Source organism: Cellulosilyticum sp. (assembly GCF_982396655.1).
This window is the reverse complement of record NZ_CEVXFV010000025.1, coordinates 1-17,165: the sequence shown is the minus strand read 5'-3', so window position 1 is coordinate 17,165 and position 17,165 is coordinate 1. Positions and strand designations below refer to the sequence as shown.

Here is a 17,165-nt window from a genome sequence, read left to right as displayed (position 1 = left end):
TCTTCATTTTCTTATCTTTGTATAGATTGTAGTTTAACATTTGCTAAAAAGCATCTATTCTGAAGTATTTTTTCATCTAGTGGCTCATATTTTGCAGCTTCTTCATTATACATAATGGCATCATCAATTCTGCCTAATTTAAAACTACACGCACATAATTCCATATAAGGTATATAACCTAAATAACTATATGTGACCTTCCCTGTTCCTTCTGCCTGAGTTGTATGGGGTGCCATCTTAAACCATGAAATTGCTTTTTCATAATTACCTCTTTCTTTATAATAAGCACCTAAAGTACAACATATTTCTGCTCTTGGACCTGCCTTTTCAAAAAATCGCAATAATGTACTTAATATCTTATCATCTTCATTTCTTTTCCTATAACACTGTGCTAATTCAATACAACTATCTAAGTACTTTGATTCCAGCTCTCCATCTGTTTTTAAAAACTTATCATAATATATAATAGCCTTATCAATTTCTCCCCAAACAAATAATTCTCTGGCATAATAAAACCAGTTCCTTGATGCTAATTCATTTCCTGCAGCTATATATCTCTCAAAAATATCTAAATTTCTTCTAGTTGGTAAATGTGTTCTTTTGTGTGTGATTGCCACATCACTTTTAAGTTCTTTTCCTTGACCGTCTATATATTCATGTACGGGACTTACCCATTTATAATTTTTTTCACGTTTTACAATACGTTCTCTATCTAATGAAGCTACCAGCTTATCACTATTAATATCTGTTAAATCATATCTCATTTTTATAATATCTATCTCAGGTGATAATTGTCTTTTTAAAATGCCAAATAAAATTTTATCCTTATCTAAGAGTACATCATCTGCATCCATCCACATAATATAATCTTTAGTCGCCTTAGAAAAGGCAAAATTCCTAGCTAACGAAAAATCATATTGCCATGTAAAATCATAAATTGCTGTCGTATACCTAGCTGCAATCTCTTTAGTCGCATCTGTGGAACCTGTATCTACAATAATGACTTCATCAACTAACTTATAAATACTATCCAAGCATCTTGCCAATGTTGCTTCTTCATCCTTTACAATCATACATAAACTAATAGAAACCATGTGTATTGTACCTCCTAAATATCAAAAAGGTGCTGCATACCTTCGGCAGCACCCAATAAAATGATATTATGATTCAAGTAACATAATGATATATTCTACACTCTGTTGTAATTCAGCTACTGTTTCTCGTAAACTTGAAAGTTCACTATTAACTGCTGCTAATCCAGTTTCAGAATCTTGAAGTGTACTTTGAATGTTTAATACGTTAGTATTTAATTGTTGCAAGCCATATACAGGATTATTTAGTGCACCTTCGATGCTAGTTGCCTGGGCATACATTTGCTGTACTGTCCAATAGATATTGCAGCTTATACCTTCAATATTATGAACATTTCTTTCTAGCTCTCTTAAGCCACTTCCATGCCTACTACTTTCTTTTGCATGATGTTCTCCACAACAATGTGACATACTCTCATACCTCCAAATTTTATTTACTATAGTTTTACTTTACATCTAAAAGAATTTCTATAGTTATTACATTATATGAGAAAATGTCCTTTATTGTTCCCCTTCTCTCTACCAGTCAACTTCCAACCCTTTTTCTGCTTTATATGTTTTTTTCTACATTCTGCCCTAACTTTATAACCTTTTTACTTTCAATGTCCATACAGGCATTCCTTGTATCAAATACAAGCTGTGCCTCATCTACAATCCACTGATAATCTATCTTTGAGTGGTCTGTTAGAATTACGACAACATCTGCACTTGCTACATTTTCCTTAGTTAACTCCTGTCTCTTTACACTACCTTCCTTGCTTTCAAATGTTGTTACATAAGGGTCATAAAATGCTACATCCATTCCTTTTTCTCTAAGTAGCTCATAAACTTCCAAACTAGGTGACTCTCTTAAATCACCAATATCCTTTTTATAACTCATTCCTAGTAGTAAGATGTGACTTCCTTTGATTAACTTATTATTTACATTAAGTAATTTGACAATTTGACCTACTACATAATATGGCATATTACTATTGATATCTGATGCCGTCTCAATAAAACGACTAAAGTAATTATACTTTTTAGCTTCCCATGATAAATACAATGGATCAAGTGGTATGCAGTGTCCGCCTACACCTGGTCCTGGATAAAATGGCATAAATCCAAAAGGTTTACTTGAGGCACCTTTAATAACTTCCCAAATATCAATATTCATACGCTCGCACATCATTGTCATTTCATTCATTAAGGCAATATTAATGCACCTAAATGTATTTTCAAGCACTTTACTCATCTCAGCAACTCTAGTTGACCTGACACCTACAACTTTAGGCAAGAATGATTCATACAATGCTTTACCAAGCTCTAAACATTTATCCGTACTTCCACCTATTACCTTTGGTGTATTTTCTACCGAAAATGTCTTATTTCCTGGATCTACTCGCTCGGGTGAATAACATACGAAAAAGTCTTCCCCTACACGCCATTTCTTCTCTCTTTCAATTCTTTCTACTACGAGTTCATCTGTGGTTCCTGGATATGTTGTACTTTCTAGTGAAATAAGTGTCTCTTTACTTATAAAAGGTACAATGCCATCCATAGCCTTTATAATATAGGATAAATCTGGTTCTTTGGCTTTATTAAGTGGTGTTGGAACACAAATAATAATCGCACCAGCTTGTGCTACACTGCTAAAATCCGTACTTGCTTTTAACATACCTGCTTCTACGATACCTTTTAACGTTTGTGAACTTACATCAATAATATTAGAAATCCCCTTATTAATTGTGTCTACCCACTTTTCATTACAATCTACTCCGAGTACTGTATATCCAGCTTTTGCAATAGCTACGCTAAGTGGCAATCCCACATAACCAAGTCCAATGACTGCCACCTTAATTTTCTTATCTAATATCTTTTCTATTAATTCCATAATTAATCTCACCCTCCACTATATTCCTAGTCTCCCAAAATACTGGCAATCATTCTAGCTGCATCTAATGCGCCATTAGGCACTTCATATGTCTTTAGTTTTTTAATGATTTGCTTTTGAGATTTTTCTAGCAAATCTAATTTCGAGTCCAAGTTGTGTAATGTATCAAGCCGTAATGCTGCATGCTCCTGCTCTAAATTCCTAGCTCTATTTACCTGATCATCTACTACCGTAGACTCATTAGGAATAAACAATGTTGGTACCTTAAATTGTACCAATTCATGAAATGTATTATATCCTGCAGCAGCTATTGCAAAATCTATTCCTCTAAAGTAGCGTGAACTTGGATAAATGCTTATAGCCTTAATACTTTTATCAATAACACCTATAGGTATATCTACTAATGATTCACCTATTATTACTTTTGTTTTCCTTCTCTTTAATAAGTGTTGCTGAACATACATCAAAGCATTTTGAAGTATTATATTACTGCCTACTCCCAATTGTACATAATATAGCCTTTCATCCCTTTTAACACCTAATCCATCCCTTACAGACTTTCTTGAATAAGCTTCATTTGCATCTAGCAATGTAATAGGATTGCAGTACTTCTTTTTATCTGTCTCTACGACTTCACCATAACTGTTTCCTACTTCTTTTGGGACTACAATCAGATCAAACTGCTGCTCAAGTGTATTTAAACTTTGCCAGCCCGCCTTATAATTCTCTCTTTTGATCCAAATGCGCTTTATATTCTTATATTTTTGGAGTTCTATTATCATACTACTTGAAGGCAATACACCTTCATATATAATTCCTGCAGGTTTATACATTCTAACCACTTCATCTAATTGTCTTTTTACAAAGTCTACCCATAAATTCATTGTCACTTCAGAAGGAAAAAACGATTTAGTCGGTACATAAAAATATTTAAACCCCTCTTTACGAATAAGTTCTATAGCTACTGAAGTCGTAAAAAAAACACTTTCAATATTGAGGGTTTGCAGCCTTCTTGCAACTGCAAGCCCTCTAGTAATATGTCCTAGCCCTGCTGCATTAGTAATTGTAAAAATAACTGTTGTTTTTTCTGTCATAGCTGCTCATCTCTATGAGATAAATTCTACTTCTATCTGTACTGTCACCTGGCATGGCACACTGATTATTATAGTCTCCATGCCATTTAAGACTTGATCAAAAGTTGGTACTAAACCCTCCTGCTTAATAGTCATATTAGGAACTGCACTTCTGCTTAATTTAGTTTCTTCAATCTTTGTACCATCTGCTAACATAATAAATGGGTTACCAATATTTAATGTAACAACCACTTCTTGTTCTTCCTGATTACATTCTTTACACATATAACCTATTGTTTCATCAAATAAAACGCCTTGCATATGTGAAAATGCAGTCTTTTCTTCTAATTTTAAATCACTTGATAGCACAGTAGCATCTAGAAAATCACTTGCTTTAAATCCTTTAGCAATAACATTGAGTCTAACTTCTCCTTCAAGAAGCTTCTTAATAACTTCCGCTCTACATCGCATTGTGCTCATTGTCCCATCTACTTCATTAATATAAATATCAGCTGTTTTCATTTCCTTCTCATTTCTTGTATATAAAAAGCTCTTATCTACACTTACACTTAATTCAAAGGCTTCAGTTTCATCACGCTTAAATCCTATTGGTATCTCAACACTTACCACAACATCCCTTGTTATTGTTTTCCAATCTGCAGCATTGCAGATTGGTCCGCCTGTAGCTAAAATACTTAAATTGTTATCTACAGTCTCTGGCTCCACCTTAAATTCTGGAAGTGCTTTTAAAAAGCTCATCTCTTCATCTGTTACTTTTTTCTTCTGGCTTAGCATATCTTTTATTCTTTCAAACAAATTCATCGTTTCCCTCCTATTCTACAAGAAAGTGACTCGTGCCACATTCTGGTGACATAGCAAAGTTAAATTTTGAACTTTCCTACTCTATAAAAAGTACCCTATAGTTCCTCTCTATAGGGTACTTTCTAAGGTAGTACACATAAACTAACTACCTTTGGGATTTTACCTTCGAGGCCCCACCTTATTCGTCAATCTCCCTGCTCTAAGATTATTTCATTAGCTTTAAGCCGTTGTTACTGGTTCAAGTGCTAAAGTATATGGAATATAGATAACCTGTGTATCTGCTCCTTTTAATTCTGCAAAGAAGTTACTAGGATCAAGTGGTGTATGAGGAATTTGTTCGCCTTCATTATTAATGATAAACTCTGTACCTTGCTCAATACTTATATTAAAGCCAGTAAATACATCACCTTGTAAATCGCATTCATAACATGTATAAGCAATAACTTCATCAATTTGAACTGGTTTACTATCACTAAATGCTGTCGGCGCTATATTATTATTTTCATCTGGATTTGGATTTAATGGATTTGTTGCTACAAAACCTGTTACAACAGAGTTGTAGAAAAGAGGTCCTCTAAGTCTAAATTGACGCATCTGTGTTTCACAAGGTACTTCAATTGTTTCACCAGGGTTGTCTAAGTCTGGTACCTGTACTGTAGCTGGTAATACTGTTGTTTCTTCAACTAATTTAACAGAATTCTTATCTAACGTAAGATAAGCGGCATAAGGATATGTTGGGTCTTCCCCTTCACCCAAAATTTGAAATCCAATTGGAACTGTAATAGTAGCTACAAATTTCTTTATGACCTTCTGTGCTTTATATAGGGTACATGCATCTGCCATACATATCTTTCCCTTCTATATAATTTTAAGAATTTAAAGGCTCAATTTAGGAGCAGGTACTAAATAAATTCCTTCTTATTGTCCTCTCTACAAAATATGCGTTATATACAAATAAAGTGCTATTTACTAACATTTTTTTAGACTAGCAAATAGCACTTTATCATACTTTAATTTAGGTTTTATCTATAACTTATACAATATTACATCAACTTATTTTTTATAATAACTTACAAACTCACACGCCTCAACATAACTCATAGGTTTACTAAAACAACGTAGGCAATTATTTTTAATCTCATCCTCTGTAATCAGCCAGGTATGTTGCTTTACTTCCTTTCCTCTAAAACATAAATAATTGTAACTTGAAGTACTATAGCACTTAAGCCCATATTGCAGACACTTTTTAAAGAAGTGGGAATCAGTTCCAACCTTTAACTTTTCAAACTGAATACTATTAAAAATATCTCTTCTTGCACCAATTGTAGCTCCAGCACCTTTTGTAACACGCTTATTCTGCCCACTGGCTGATAACAATACCAACTCACGATGCCCTTCTAAGTAATAAAATATACTCCGCTTACAAACTACATCACATGCTTCTCTCTTAAAAGCACCGTACATTTCTTCTAAATACAACTTACTATAATAATCATCATCATCAAACTTAGCAATATAATTATACTTTGCTTTTTCTATTCCCATATTCAAACACTGACCTAAAGTTTCACAAGATGGTAACTGATATATATGAATACTTTTTTGCATTTCTTCACTCAGCTTAAAATCAAATGGCTGCATCTCATCATTATTAATAACTATAATGAGTTCTTTATGTGCAAACTTTTGTTTCATAAAGTTAGAAATGATTTGCAATGTACATGACTTACGTATGGTAGACGTAATAACTGAGATTCCATCCAATCCAGTTGTAGCCATTACACATTCCTCCAACTAAACATATGATAACCTCTCTACTACTTAGGTAAATATTCTTCACAAAACTGGTCATTGTTTTAAATAATTACCTTTCCTCAGTAATTTCTTAACCTCTTCTTTTCCTAAGACAAAATCTGCTGAAGTATATCGGCTAAAATTAACCTTTGCTAGATTTAAAGCGGCATAATGCGCCTTTAATTTAGGTACCTCTATCATTGGCATAATAACATAATATGTTTCATCATATTGATACGTATGTCCTGATTCATGCTCAGATACTAATACCTCATCTAATTTCTCACCTGGTCTTATACCTACTGTCTCTATAGCCACATCTTTTACACCACTATCTTCAATTAAAACTTGCGCTACATCCATAATGCGATAGGCAGGCATACGCATTACAAACGTTTCACCACCTACACTCGCTTGAACAGCCTTAAATAATAAACTGATAGCTTCTGGTAAAGTTATAAAATACCTTGTCATTTTAGAATCGGTAATAGTTACTTTCTTAAGTTCTCTAATCTGATTAACAAAAAATGGCACAACACTTCCATTTGAACCCAATACATTTCCTGCACGTATACAAACAAATTTTGTATCCTCAGATAGTAAATTTGCCTGAATAATAAGGCGTTCACCGACCGCCTTAGTCATACCATATAAATTAAGGGCATCAACGGCCTTATCCGTTGATACATCTATAACTTTCTTAACTTTATTTTTTATACATGCCTTTATAAGATTTTGTGTTCCTACAATATTAGTCTTAATTGCTTCATTAGGCTGCAATTCACATATAGGTACATGTTTTAATGCAGCCAGATGAAATACATAATCCACATTTTGAGTGGCAGTCGTAAGTACTTCTAAATCTCTAATATCCCCTATAATAAATTTCAAACGAGGATCCATAAATTCACGTTCCATTTTTACCTGCGACAATTCTCCCCTAGAAAAGATACGTATTTCCTTTGGTGATTCATTAAGTAACTGCCTTACAAGTTCATGTCCCCAGGACCCGGTTCCACCTGTTATAAGAATAACCTGATTTTTATACATGTTTTTCCCCTCTTTCAACAAGGTAACGCATTTTTTTCAACTTAGTATATTGTATGATAACCATTATTTTTTGGTACATATTTAAGTTTTGAACATCCTGCAAAATAATTCATTTCAGTAACTATCCCTTACCTATCATTCATATACTATATTAATGCTATTTTAGGAGGTTGACTCATGTCTAAGATTCTTATTACTGGTGCCAACGGCTTTATTGGTAAAAATTTATTATCTACCTTACAAGGGACCACACATAAAGCTATTCCTATTGATATTCACAATACGCAAGATGAGTTAATTTCGGGACTGAAACAAGCTGACTTTATTATTCATCTAGCAGGTGTCAATCGCACTTTAAATCTAGAAGACTTTCAAAAGGGTAACGTAGATTTTACTGCCCATCTCTTAGGCCTCATTGATAAATTACAAAAAAACGTCCCTCTTATTATCTCCTCTTCCACTCAAGCTGCTCTTGACAATCCCTATGGCAAAAGCAAAAAAGCTATGGAAGATTATGCCCTAAACTGGTCAAAATCTACAGGAAATAAAGTATATATCTATCGCCTAACTAATGTTTTTGGTAAATGGTGTCAACCTAATTACAACTGCGTTGTTGCAACTTTTTGTTACAATATCTCTCATAATCTACCAATTCACATTACTGATGATAATAAAATGCTTAACCTAATCTATATAGATGACGTCATCTCTTCATTTTTATACACATTAGAAAATCACGATACGCTTCAAAGTGGTCTTCTAAATGCTGCACCAACTTATTCTCTCACTCTTTTAGAGCTGGCAAATAAAATTAAGGCCTTTAAACAAAATTCCTCTTCCCTATTAATGCCTAGTTTACTGAGTTTATTTGACCGCGCCCTTTATGCTACTTATCTCTCTTACCTGGAACCCACTTCCCTTAATTATTCACTAACGATGCATACGGATTCTCGTGGTACACTTAGTGAGCTCATTAAATCTAACTACTTTGGTCAAATATTCATTTCAACCACTAAACCAGGTGTTACACGCGGCAATCACTGGCATCATACTAAAACTGAAAAGTTTGTTGTTCTCCAAGGAGAAGCTACTATTTCACTCCGGTCTATATTTAGTACAGAAGTTATACACTACAATGTATCAGGTCAAAAAATTGAGGTCATTGATATTCCTCCTGGTTATACCCACAATATTACCAATTCCGGTCAAACAGATTTATTGACACTATTTTGGGCAAGTGAGCCTTTTAACAATTCAAAACCAGATACCTATTATGAGGAGGTTTAAACATGAGTAAGCTGAAAGTCATGACCATTGTAGGCACAAGACCAGAAATTATTCGTCTTAGCGAAATTATTCATTTATTTAATCAAGAGTTTAATCACCTTCTTGTTCATACAGGACAAAACTGGGATTATTCTCTCAATGAAGTTTTCTTTAAAGATCTCTTGCTCCCCAGCCCTCATTACATTCTTAACTGTGTGGGTGAAAATTTAGGCGCAACAATGGGAAATATTATCCACGAGAGCTATAACTTATTACAAAAAGAACATCCTGATGCACTCCTTATTTTAGGCGATACCAATTCAGCACTTTCTGCTATTGCTGCTAAAAGGCTCAAAATACCAATTTTTCATATGGAAGCTGGTAACCGCTGTTTTGATGAAAGTGTTCCAGAAGAAACCAACCGACGAATTGTAGATCATATCTCTGATATTAATCTTCCCTATACAGAACATGCACGCCGTAATTTAATTGCAGAAGGATTAAAGTCCCAATATATCTATGTTACAGGTTCACCTCTTCCTGAAGTGTTCAAAAAACATATTAAGACTATTAAAACTAGTACAATCCTTGATGACCTCAAACTCACACCTAAAAAATACTTTTTGGTCTCCGCCCATCGTGAAGAAAATATTGATATTGAAGACCATTTCATTTCTCTAATGACTGCACTCAATCAAGTGGCTGATTCTTATAAACTCCCAATTATTTTTTCTACCCACCCGCGTACGAAAAACATCATTGCCAAACATCAGTTTAAATTTCATCCACTTATTCAAAATGTTACACCATTTGGTTTTATCGATTACAACAAGTTACAGCAAGAAGCCTTTTGCGTTTTATCAGATAGTGGGACCTTATCAGAAGAATCTAGCCTCCTACATTTTCCTGCTGTCTCTATTCGTACCTCAACAGAACGTCCTGAAGGATTAGATAAAGGTTCCATGATATTAGGCGGTATTAATACGCATTCAATATTTAATGCCATCAATCTTGCCTGCAACCTATCTGGCAAAAATACCTTTACACCACCTATCGATTATGTGGATACAAATGTTTCTACTAAGGTAGCTCAAATCATTCAAAGCTACGCTCCCCTCATTCGAAAATAACACTCCTATCAATCAAATACGCAGTTACTATATGTCACTATATTTCTTCTAAATAAAAAACAGGTAAAGCTTATTTCCTTTACCTGTTTTTTATTCTGCTCATGCCTATTTCCCTACCTCAATAAATCATCTATTATTCCTATACTGGATAACGCTCTATAAAACTATACATCTCCTCTTTCGTCATATGCTTAGCGCCAAAATTTTTATCTGCCTTTTCTTTTAGCTCTTCATTACTTATATTCCAGGTATGTTGTTCTAAATCCTTACTTCTTATAGAGCAGAAATTATAACTAGTACTTGTATATATGTTCTTATCCTTCTCTTTACATTTTCTTATAAAATCTGAATCTGAAGCCCTTTTTAACTCACTAAACTGAATCTCCTGAAATAATTCCCTGGGAAAACATAAAGTACTTCCAGCTCCCCCTATAACCTTTTTACACTGTCTTGTCATTCTAAACCTTACAATAAGTTCTTCTTCTTTTTCTAAGTAGTAGAAAATCCCTCGCTTACAAACAATATCTGCGGAAGTTGCTTCAAATGTATCCTTTACCTCTTGTAAATAATACTTGCCATAATAATCATCATCGTCAAACTTTGCTAAATACGTATTTTTTGCGCGTGCACATCCATAATTTAAACATTCTCCTGTCGTTACATCTTCCGGAAGTTGATATACCGCAATATTAGGGTCCTCCTTGCATGCTTCTGCAAAATCATCTACGCTCATATTATCATTATTAATGATAATAATAAGTTCCTTATTCGGATAGGTTTGTCTCTTATAGTTTTCAATCACTTGACTTACACAATGTTTTCTTTTCGTTGCCGTTATTATTGAAAAACCAATATCATGCCGCATTTTCGAAGGTAACATTTTCCCACTCCCCTTAATCTAATAATGCCTTAATATATTTTGCGGCTTCTAATGCACCATTTCCTTTTATTAATGCCTTAGCATTTATACTTAACTGTTCCTTATTGTTCACTAAATAATTAACACCTCTTTCAATTTCCTGAAATGTCAAATCTTCTAGTATTAAACCTGCATTTTCTTTTTCTACTTTCTTCACACGCGCCATCTGATCATCCTGTGCAGTTTCTTTATTCGGTACAAAAAGTGTAGGGACCCCAAAAAGTAATAATTCATGCACAGTATTGTATCCTGCTGCTGATATAGCGCCATCAATCGCCCTGAAATATTGTGCATTGGGGAAGTTTCTAATACGCGTAATCTGATTACTTTTTATATCTAAATGCTTTCCTATAATAGATTCACCCAATAAAATATGATACTGAGGATTTTTAATAATCGATGCTACAATTGTTTCCAATGTACGCTCTATATTATTAATATTGCCTGCTCCTAATTGGATATAAAATAAGCTTTCATCATCCTTTAGATTTATTTGTTTCCTTATAGATTCCCTTAAATAAGCCTCATTCTCTTCTAAAAATATAATAGGATTTGTATATACCTTCTTCTTAGTATTAGATATTATTACATCATTTACTTCATTAGGTACAATAATTAAATCAAATGCTTTTTCCTTTTCTTCTAGCTTATCAAATGCTTTCTTATAACATTCTCTTTTAATCCACACGCTCTTAAAAGCGTGCTTTTTATTCAGATTAGCAAGTAAGCCCATATAAGGTACTGCACCGTCAAAAACAATAGCAACTGGTTCATATAACTTTATAATTGATTCTATCTGTTCACTTAAAAACGTGTTCCATACTTTCCAAGTAATCTCTTCCGGCATTAACCCTTTCGTGGGTACATAGTAAAACATAAAATTATTTTCTCTCAGCACTTCTGTAGCTAAAGACGTCGTAAGAAAAATAATCTCATATTGCTTTTCTATTTCTCTAAGCCTTCTAGCAATAGCTAAGCCCCTGGTTAAATGCCCTAATCCTGTACCATTGGTCACCATAAAAAGAATCGTCTTTTTCATATTCAAGTCCCCTCCTTGCTAGTATATTAGTCTATCTTGAATCCCGAACTCACCAAGTACCTTTTCCTTTTGATCACCTTCAATTAATAGCTTCTCATTCAACTTGTCTCTTCTATTGAGCACATTTTTACCATGAAGGCTTACTATATAGTTATATCCCTCCATAAACTCATACTTCCACAAATTTATAATGCGACTATGTCCTAACGGCGTACGATATCTAAACCCATCTATATAATCTTGGACCTTATATATAAAGGCATAAAAAGGTGGGGACTTCTGAAAATATGGTGCTAGACTATCATCTCTTGTATCATATACATAGCCATTCTGACTAATGATTACTTGAGTCTCTTCCTTTGGAACATAATCATAGAGTTTCTGAATAAAATCTTGATGATATAGGTTATCCGAATCTAATCGAATATGATATAAAAAGTCATATTGCATAATGTCCTTTTTTATATCCATTTCATTATGCGCAATTGTATCAAATTGTATATTATTGGGTAAAGGAGGCTTCTTATCTAAATATGCTCTAATCATAGGCATTGTTGATTCTTCACAACATAAATAGACTCTAAAATCCTGATTGCTTTGGTTCTTCAAGCTCTTCAAAGTATATTTTTCAAATATATCTAACCTATATTCTAGCCACTCCTGCGTCAATCGATCAGTTGTATAATTCACTGTATTAAAAAGTATCCATATTACCATCATTTTACGCATTATCTCTTCCCCCAAAATCTATTTCATTAATGTTAACCTATCCAGAATTCCAAATTCCTTTAATACCTTTTCTTTCTCATCTTTTTCTAATAACATTTTCTCATCCAATAAATTTCTATTATTTAATTCATTCTTTCCATGAAGTGTTATCATATAATTAGCACCATCTAGTAATTCATACTTCCATAATTTAATAACCATCCTATGACCGCCTGGTGTATTATAACGGAAGCCATTCTTATATTCTTGTACCTTATATATAAAAGCATAAAATGGAGGTGACTTTTGAAAATACGATGCTAAACAAGCGTCTCGTGTATCATACACATATCCATTCTGACTAATAATTACCTCTGTATCTTCTTTAGGCCTATAATCATACAACTTCTGAATAAAGTCTTTTTGATACAAGTTATCTGAGTCCAATCTAATATCATAAAGATAATCATATTTCTCAATATATTTCAATATATCTTTATTATTATTCGGGATTGTATCAAATCTTACATTATCCGGTAATGGCTCCCTCTTGGCTAAACATTCATGAATAATAGGCATCGTTATCTTCTCACAACATAAGTAAACCCTAAAGTCTTGATTAGTTTGTTCTTTTATACTCTGCAAAGTATATCTTTCAAATATATCAATTCGATATTCAATCCACTCTTTTGTAAATCGGTCAGGCGTCCTATTGTGTGTATTAAAAATAATGTATATAACCATTGCCTTATTCATATAATCTTTGCCTTCTCTCTTAATCTGTCTTAACTTTAGCTATACTCGAATTTTAACAATTTGATAAATCACTTATAAACTTCCAAGCTTCATCGTACTCTATTTGCTCCGCAGCAATTTTAGTACGCGGATTTCTTAAAAAGTCTTCATAAGGCCTGGGATAAGTATGAATAGTTGTATCTATACTTCGAACAGCCATAAAATTATAAGGTGTAGTAGAATATAAAACATACCCTTGCTCCCTACATGCTTTCATTAGAATTGAATCACAACGGTCTATACTTACATACTTTATATGATTAAAAATCTCTTTTCTAAAGCAAGTTGTAGCACCTCCACCTTCAGACCCATACCTATTCTCTTTTCCAATTCCCCGCTTAAGTAATGTCTTAATCTCCTTAAAATACGTATAAAAACTCCCCTTATTAATAATGTCACATGTCTTAGTTTGAAAATTATAATTGATTTCTTTTAGATATTCCTCACCATAATAATCATCATCATCAAATCTAGCTATATAATCAAACTGTGCCTTTGTTATAGCTAAATTAAGGCACTCTGCAAGATGCAATCTAGCCGGTAACTGGTAAACTTGTATACTTTTATCTTCATTCATATACTTCTCAAACATTTTTTCATTCATCTCATCATTATTAATAACAATAATTAATTCCTTATTCTCATACTTTTGTCTATGATAATTATTTATTAACTGGTCCATACAATCCTTTTTTCTAGTAGGTGTAATAATAGATATCCCTATCTCCTTCATATCTACCCCTTATCCTTTCTATTCTTTAAACACTAGCATCTCTTTTTTATTATTTTATGAACCCTACTATAAAACGTTACATATCTTATCCACTTAACTTCAAAGCTGTTTTACATACATACTCCTTGGTAACTTGTATCATTAATATCGCATATAATGACATATGATTACTTTCTCTCTATTCTCATCCTCGGAGGCTGATTAAATGGAAATTAAAATGATTACTATAAAGCGTGATGATTTATGCATTATTGATACAGCATCACCTGATTTATCCTTTATTGCTTGGGCCCTATCGAAATGCTTTAATGCTATATATATTGAAAAAAATCATCAACTCATAGGATATATTGACCTTTCTAAACGTATTAAAATATTTCCTAAACAATTTAACCATCTAACGACTCAAATACAATCAATTGATTACAACCAGTATCTTACTACCTCTGATAAAAGTAGCTTTTTTGAAAACTGCAATTATACTTTTCTACCTATCCTTAAAGATAATCAAATAGAAGGAGAGTTAATAAAAGTTACTACACCCCCTAGCTTTGCAAAAACTTATTGGGAACTTCTTAATGATAATCTCTACCTAACCCTCTTCAATCATATAGGACATAGAATCTTATTTTCTTGTTTAGATGAACGTATGTATACGCTTTATAATAAGCTCCAGCAACTTAATATCTTTCAACTAGACATATATACAATCCCCTCGCCTACATGTTCAGTCCAGTCTTATGATGTCGTTATTTTTCATTCACCAAATCATGAACTTAAATCCTACAAACAACAAAACATTCTCTATGCAAGTATAGATTATATTTACTTACAATTACTTTCTATATATGTACTTGATTTTTACAAAAAAAATAATATCCATTTTTATTACATCCAACTTCCTTCCTTAGCACAGCTCCCTAAAGCCCTCACAAAAGACCTTTATCCCTATGGACTTTCTACTTTTGCTCAAGATACAACGGCATTGGATAAATACTATGGTGATAATCATAATAGAAAGTTCTTTGAAAACGGAGACTACAAAAAAGTATCAGTCATCGATGCAGGGCTTAAGCATTGTCTAAAAGACTGTACTAGCGAAACTAATAATGTTATAGACGGCAAACGGCTCACTACTAATTCACCTACTACTTACATCAATTCTGTCCATTGCTTCGGTCCTTGCATTGTTAGAGGTGGTTATGTATGTGATGATTCTACAATTCCTAGCTACCTTCAAAAAAATATTAATAATTCACAGACCAATTGGCTCCGCGTACTCAACTATGGCGTAGAAGGAGGTATTAACTCTATCTATGATTTCCATAATATGCTCAGTACAACTTATAGAAAAAATGATATAGTAATCCTGTTCAGCAGTGGGCCTCATAATTACTTATTAGGTGATGCGTTTAATATCAATATTATTGACCCCTTACCTGTATATACTAAGCAAAATCTTCCGAAACCTTGTATTATTAATAGCATAATGCATGTAACACATCTCATTAATAAATCTCTAGCTGACTATATCTTTAATCTTTTAAAACTTCCTTCTCCCCTACAAAATACCATTACTGAAGAAGTTAAAATGAATCTTAATCACATCACCGCTCTATCCCCTGAACTTCTTTCATTTAAAGATACTCTCCTCAAATATAGACTTTCAGATTACTCCCGAAAAAAAATAGGTGCCATTGTAATGAACTGCAACCCATTTACCCTAGGCCATCTCTATCTAGTTGAAGAAAGTCTCAAATTCGTCGATTATCTTTACGTCTTCATTCTAGAGGAAGATAAGTCCTTTTTCAGTTTTACTGAACGCTATCAATTAGCAAAAGCTTGCTGCACTCATTTAAAAAATGTTACTGTTCTTCCAAGTGGCAAATTCATTATTTCTACCTTAACTTTTCCAGAATACTTTTTTAAAGACCAACTCCAACATGTTACAATTAATCCTACTAAAGATATTCAACTTTTCGCTCAAGAAATAGCTCCTATCCTAAATATTACTTATAGGTTCGTAGGTGAAGAGCCCTTAGATCAAATAACTGCACAATATAATTCATTCTTAAAGGAAACATTAAAATGGTACAATATCCATCTTATAGAACTACCACGTAAATCTATTGATAATAAGGTCATCAGTGCTTCCCTTGTTCGAAATTTAATTAAACAGGGTAATATCGAAGCCACTAAAGACCTACTGCCTTTAGCTACCTATAATTTTATAAATAATAAGTTTTCTTAATTCTGTTTACTATAGATTTCACATTTATAAATCTTAGTTATTCATAGTTTTTAGTCATGTGAAATCATTGGGAGAAAACAATTTACCTAGATGCATATTTCAAATTTTTAGTTGGTTTCTCTATATAGATTTCACATTTATAAATTTTAGTTATTCATAGTTTTTAGTCATGTGAAATCATTGAGAGAAACCTATTTACGTACATGTATATTTCAAATTTTTAGTTGGTTTCTCCATATAAATTTCATATTCATAAAATTTAGTTATTCATTGTGTTATCGCTATGTGAAATCATTTGGAGAAACCTATTTATATGATGTATGATTTAAAGTCATAGTTGTTTTATCTATAAAAACATCATTAAATTTCTCCAGAGATAGAATACTAACAGTAAGTCCCCATCCTCTTTGTAAGACCACTACTAGAATATGCCTGATGAGTATAGGCCTAAATTCGTCTATGTTATTATTTTTATATCAGACAGTGCTGCTTTTCTCACAACAAAAAAGACATCCTATCGGATGTCTTTACTCGTTCTTATACTCAGAAAAACAAATACTACAATGTATAATTCAACCTGTTTTTTAGGTCAAACCCTCGAACCGTTAGTATTGGTCACCT

Annotated in this window: 16 protein-coding genes; 3 read left to right on the top strand and 13 right to left on the bottom strand. The window is 33.0% G+C overall.

Going from position 1 to position 17,165, the window contains the following annotated elements; translation table 11 throughout:
* Positions 1–11: 11 nt before the first annotated feature.
* The 8 genes from AC1VAQ_RS11740 to AC1VAQ_RS11705 all read right to left on the bottom strand — a co-directional run bounded on the left by AC1VAQ_RS11740 (position 12) and on the right by AC1VAQ_RS11705 (position 7,703).
* Positions 12–1,094 carry a tetratricopeptide repeat-containing glycosyltransferase family 2 protein gene (locus AC1VAQ_RS11740; RefSeq protein WP_302596894.1) on the bottom strand — a complete coding sequence of 361 codons (1,083 nt, stop codon included), beginning with the start codon at positions 1,092–1,094 and terminating at the stop codon, positions 12–14.
* A gap of 66 nt (positions 1,095–1,160) precedes the next feature.
* Positions 1,161–1,502 carry a hypothetical protein gene (locus AC1VAQ_RS11735; protein WP_302596895.1) on the bottom strand — a complete coding sequence of 114 codons (342 nt, stop codon included), beginning with the start codon at positions 1,500–1,502 and terminating at the stop codon, positions 1,161–1,163.
* A 139-nt stretch (positions 1,503–1,641) separates the two neighbouring features.
* Positions 1,642–2,964, bottom strand: coding sequence for a nucleotide sugar dehydrogenase (locus tag AC1VAQ_RS11730; protein WP_302596896.1), 1,323 nt, complete (start codon positions 2,962–2,964; stop codon positions 1,642–1,644).
* A 26-nt stretch (positions 2,965–2,990) separates the two neighbouring features.
* Positions 2,991–4,058: a glycosyltransferase gene (locus AC1VAQ_RS11725; protein WP_302596897.1), complete on the bottom strand. Its 1,068-nt coding sequence runs from the start codon at positions 4,056–4,058 to the stop codon at positions 2,991–2,993.
* Positions 4,059–4,070: 12 nt separating this feature from the next.
* The gene (locus AC1VAQ_RS11720; RefSeq protein WP_302596898.1) at positions 4,071–4,859 is read right to left on the bottom strand and encodes a hypothetical protein; all 789 of its coding nucleotides are present in this window, start codon (positions 4,857–4,859) and stop codon (positions 4,071–4,073) included.
* Positions 4,860–5,078: 219 nt separating this feature from the next.
* Positions 5,079–5,702, bottom strand: a complete 624-nt coding sequence (locus AC1VAQ_RS11715; RefSeq protein ID WP_302596899.1) for a hypothetical protein — start codon at positions 5,700–5,702, stop codon at positions 5,079–5,081.
* Positions 5,703–5,912: 210 nt separating this feature from the next.
* Positions 5,913–6,638, bottom strand: coding sequence for a glycosyltransferase family 2 protein (locus AC1VAQ_RS11710; protein WP_479903948.1), 726 nt, complete (start codon positions 6,636–6,638; stop codon positions 5,913–5,915).
* Between the two features lie 69 nt (positions 6,639–6,707).
* Positions 6,708–7,703: a polysaccharide biosynthesis protein gene (locus AC1VAQ_RS11705; RefSeq protein ID WP_302596901.1), complete on the bottom strand. Its 996-nt coding sequence runs from the start codon at positions 7,701–7,703 to the stop codon at positions 6,708–6,710.
* A gap of 177 nt (positions 7,704–7,880) precedes the next feature.
* Here AC1VAQ_RS11705 and AC1VAQ_RS11700 point away from each other — a divergent pair, with 177 nt between their 5' ends.
* Positions 7,881–8,990, top strand: a complete 1,110-nt coding sequence (locus AC1VAQ_RS11700) for a polysaccharide biosynthesis C-terminal domain-containing protein (RefSeq protein WP_479903947.1) — start codon at positions 7,881–7,883, stop codon at positions 8,988–8,990.
* A 2-nt stretch (positions 8,991–8,992) separates the two neighbouring features.
* Positions 8,993–10,099 carry a non-hydrolyzing UDP-N-acetylglucosamine 2-epimerase gene (wecB, locus tag AC1VAQ_RS11695; protein ID WP_479903946.1) on the top strand — a complete coding sequence of 369 codons (1,107 nt, stop codon included), beginning with the start codon at positions 8,993–8,995 and terminating at the stop codon, positions 10,097–10,099.
* Positions 10,100–10,238: 139 nt separating this feature from the next.
* Here the strand turns inward: wecB and AC1VAQ_RS11690 are convergent, their stop codons facing one another.
* Genes AC1VAQ_RS11690 through AC1VAQ_RS11670 form a run of 5 tightly spaced genes read right to left on the bottom strand, consistent with a single transcriptional unit; the run spans position 10,239 to position 14,293 of the window.
* On the bottom strand, positions 10,239–10,979 hold the full coding sequence (locus tag AC1VAQ_RS11690; protein WP_302596904.1) for a glycosyltransferase family 2 protein: 741 nt from the start codon (positions 10,977–10,979) through the stop codon (positions 10,239–10,241).
* A 13-nt stretch (positions 10,980–10,992) separates the two neighbouring features.
* Positions 10,993–12,057: a glycosyltransferase gene (locus AC1VAQ_RS11685; RefSeq protein ID WP_303243837.1), complete on the bottom strand. Its 1,065-nt coding sequence runs from the start codon at positions 12,055–12,057 to the stop codon at positions 10,993–10,995.
* Positions 12,058–12,075: 18 nt separating this feature from the next.
* Complete coding sequence (locus AC1VAQ_RS11680) at positions 12,076–12,786, bottom strand: glycosyltransferase (protein WP_302596906.1); 711 nt, start codon at positions 12,784–12,786, stop codon at positions 12,076–12,078.
* 18 nt (positions 12,787–12,804) lie between these two features.
* A complete protein-coding gene (locus tag AC1VAQ_RS11675; RefSeq protein WP_479903945.1) occupies positions 12,805–13,521 on the bottom strand; it encodes a glycosyltransferase in 717 nt (238 codons plus the stop codon).
* A gap of 52 nt (positions 13,522–13,573) precedes the next feature.
* Entirely contained in the window at positions 13,574–14,293 is a 720-nt protein-coding gene (locus AC1VAQ_RS11670) for a glycosyltransferase family 2 protein (RefSeq protein WP_479903944.1), read from the bottom strand.
* Positions 14,294–14,498: 205 nt separating this feature from the next.
* On the opposite strand from AC1VAQ_RS11670, the gene AC1VAQ_RS11665 reads away from it, so the two are divergent.
* Positions 14,499–16,544: an adenylyltransferase/cytidyltransferase family protein gene (locus tag AC1VAQ_RS11665; RefSeq protein ID WP_479903943.1), complete on the top strand. Its 2,046-nt coding sequence runs from the start codon at positions 14,499–14,501 to the stop codon at positions 16,542–16,544.
* Positions 16,545–17,165: the final 621 nt, after the last annotated feature.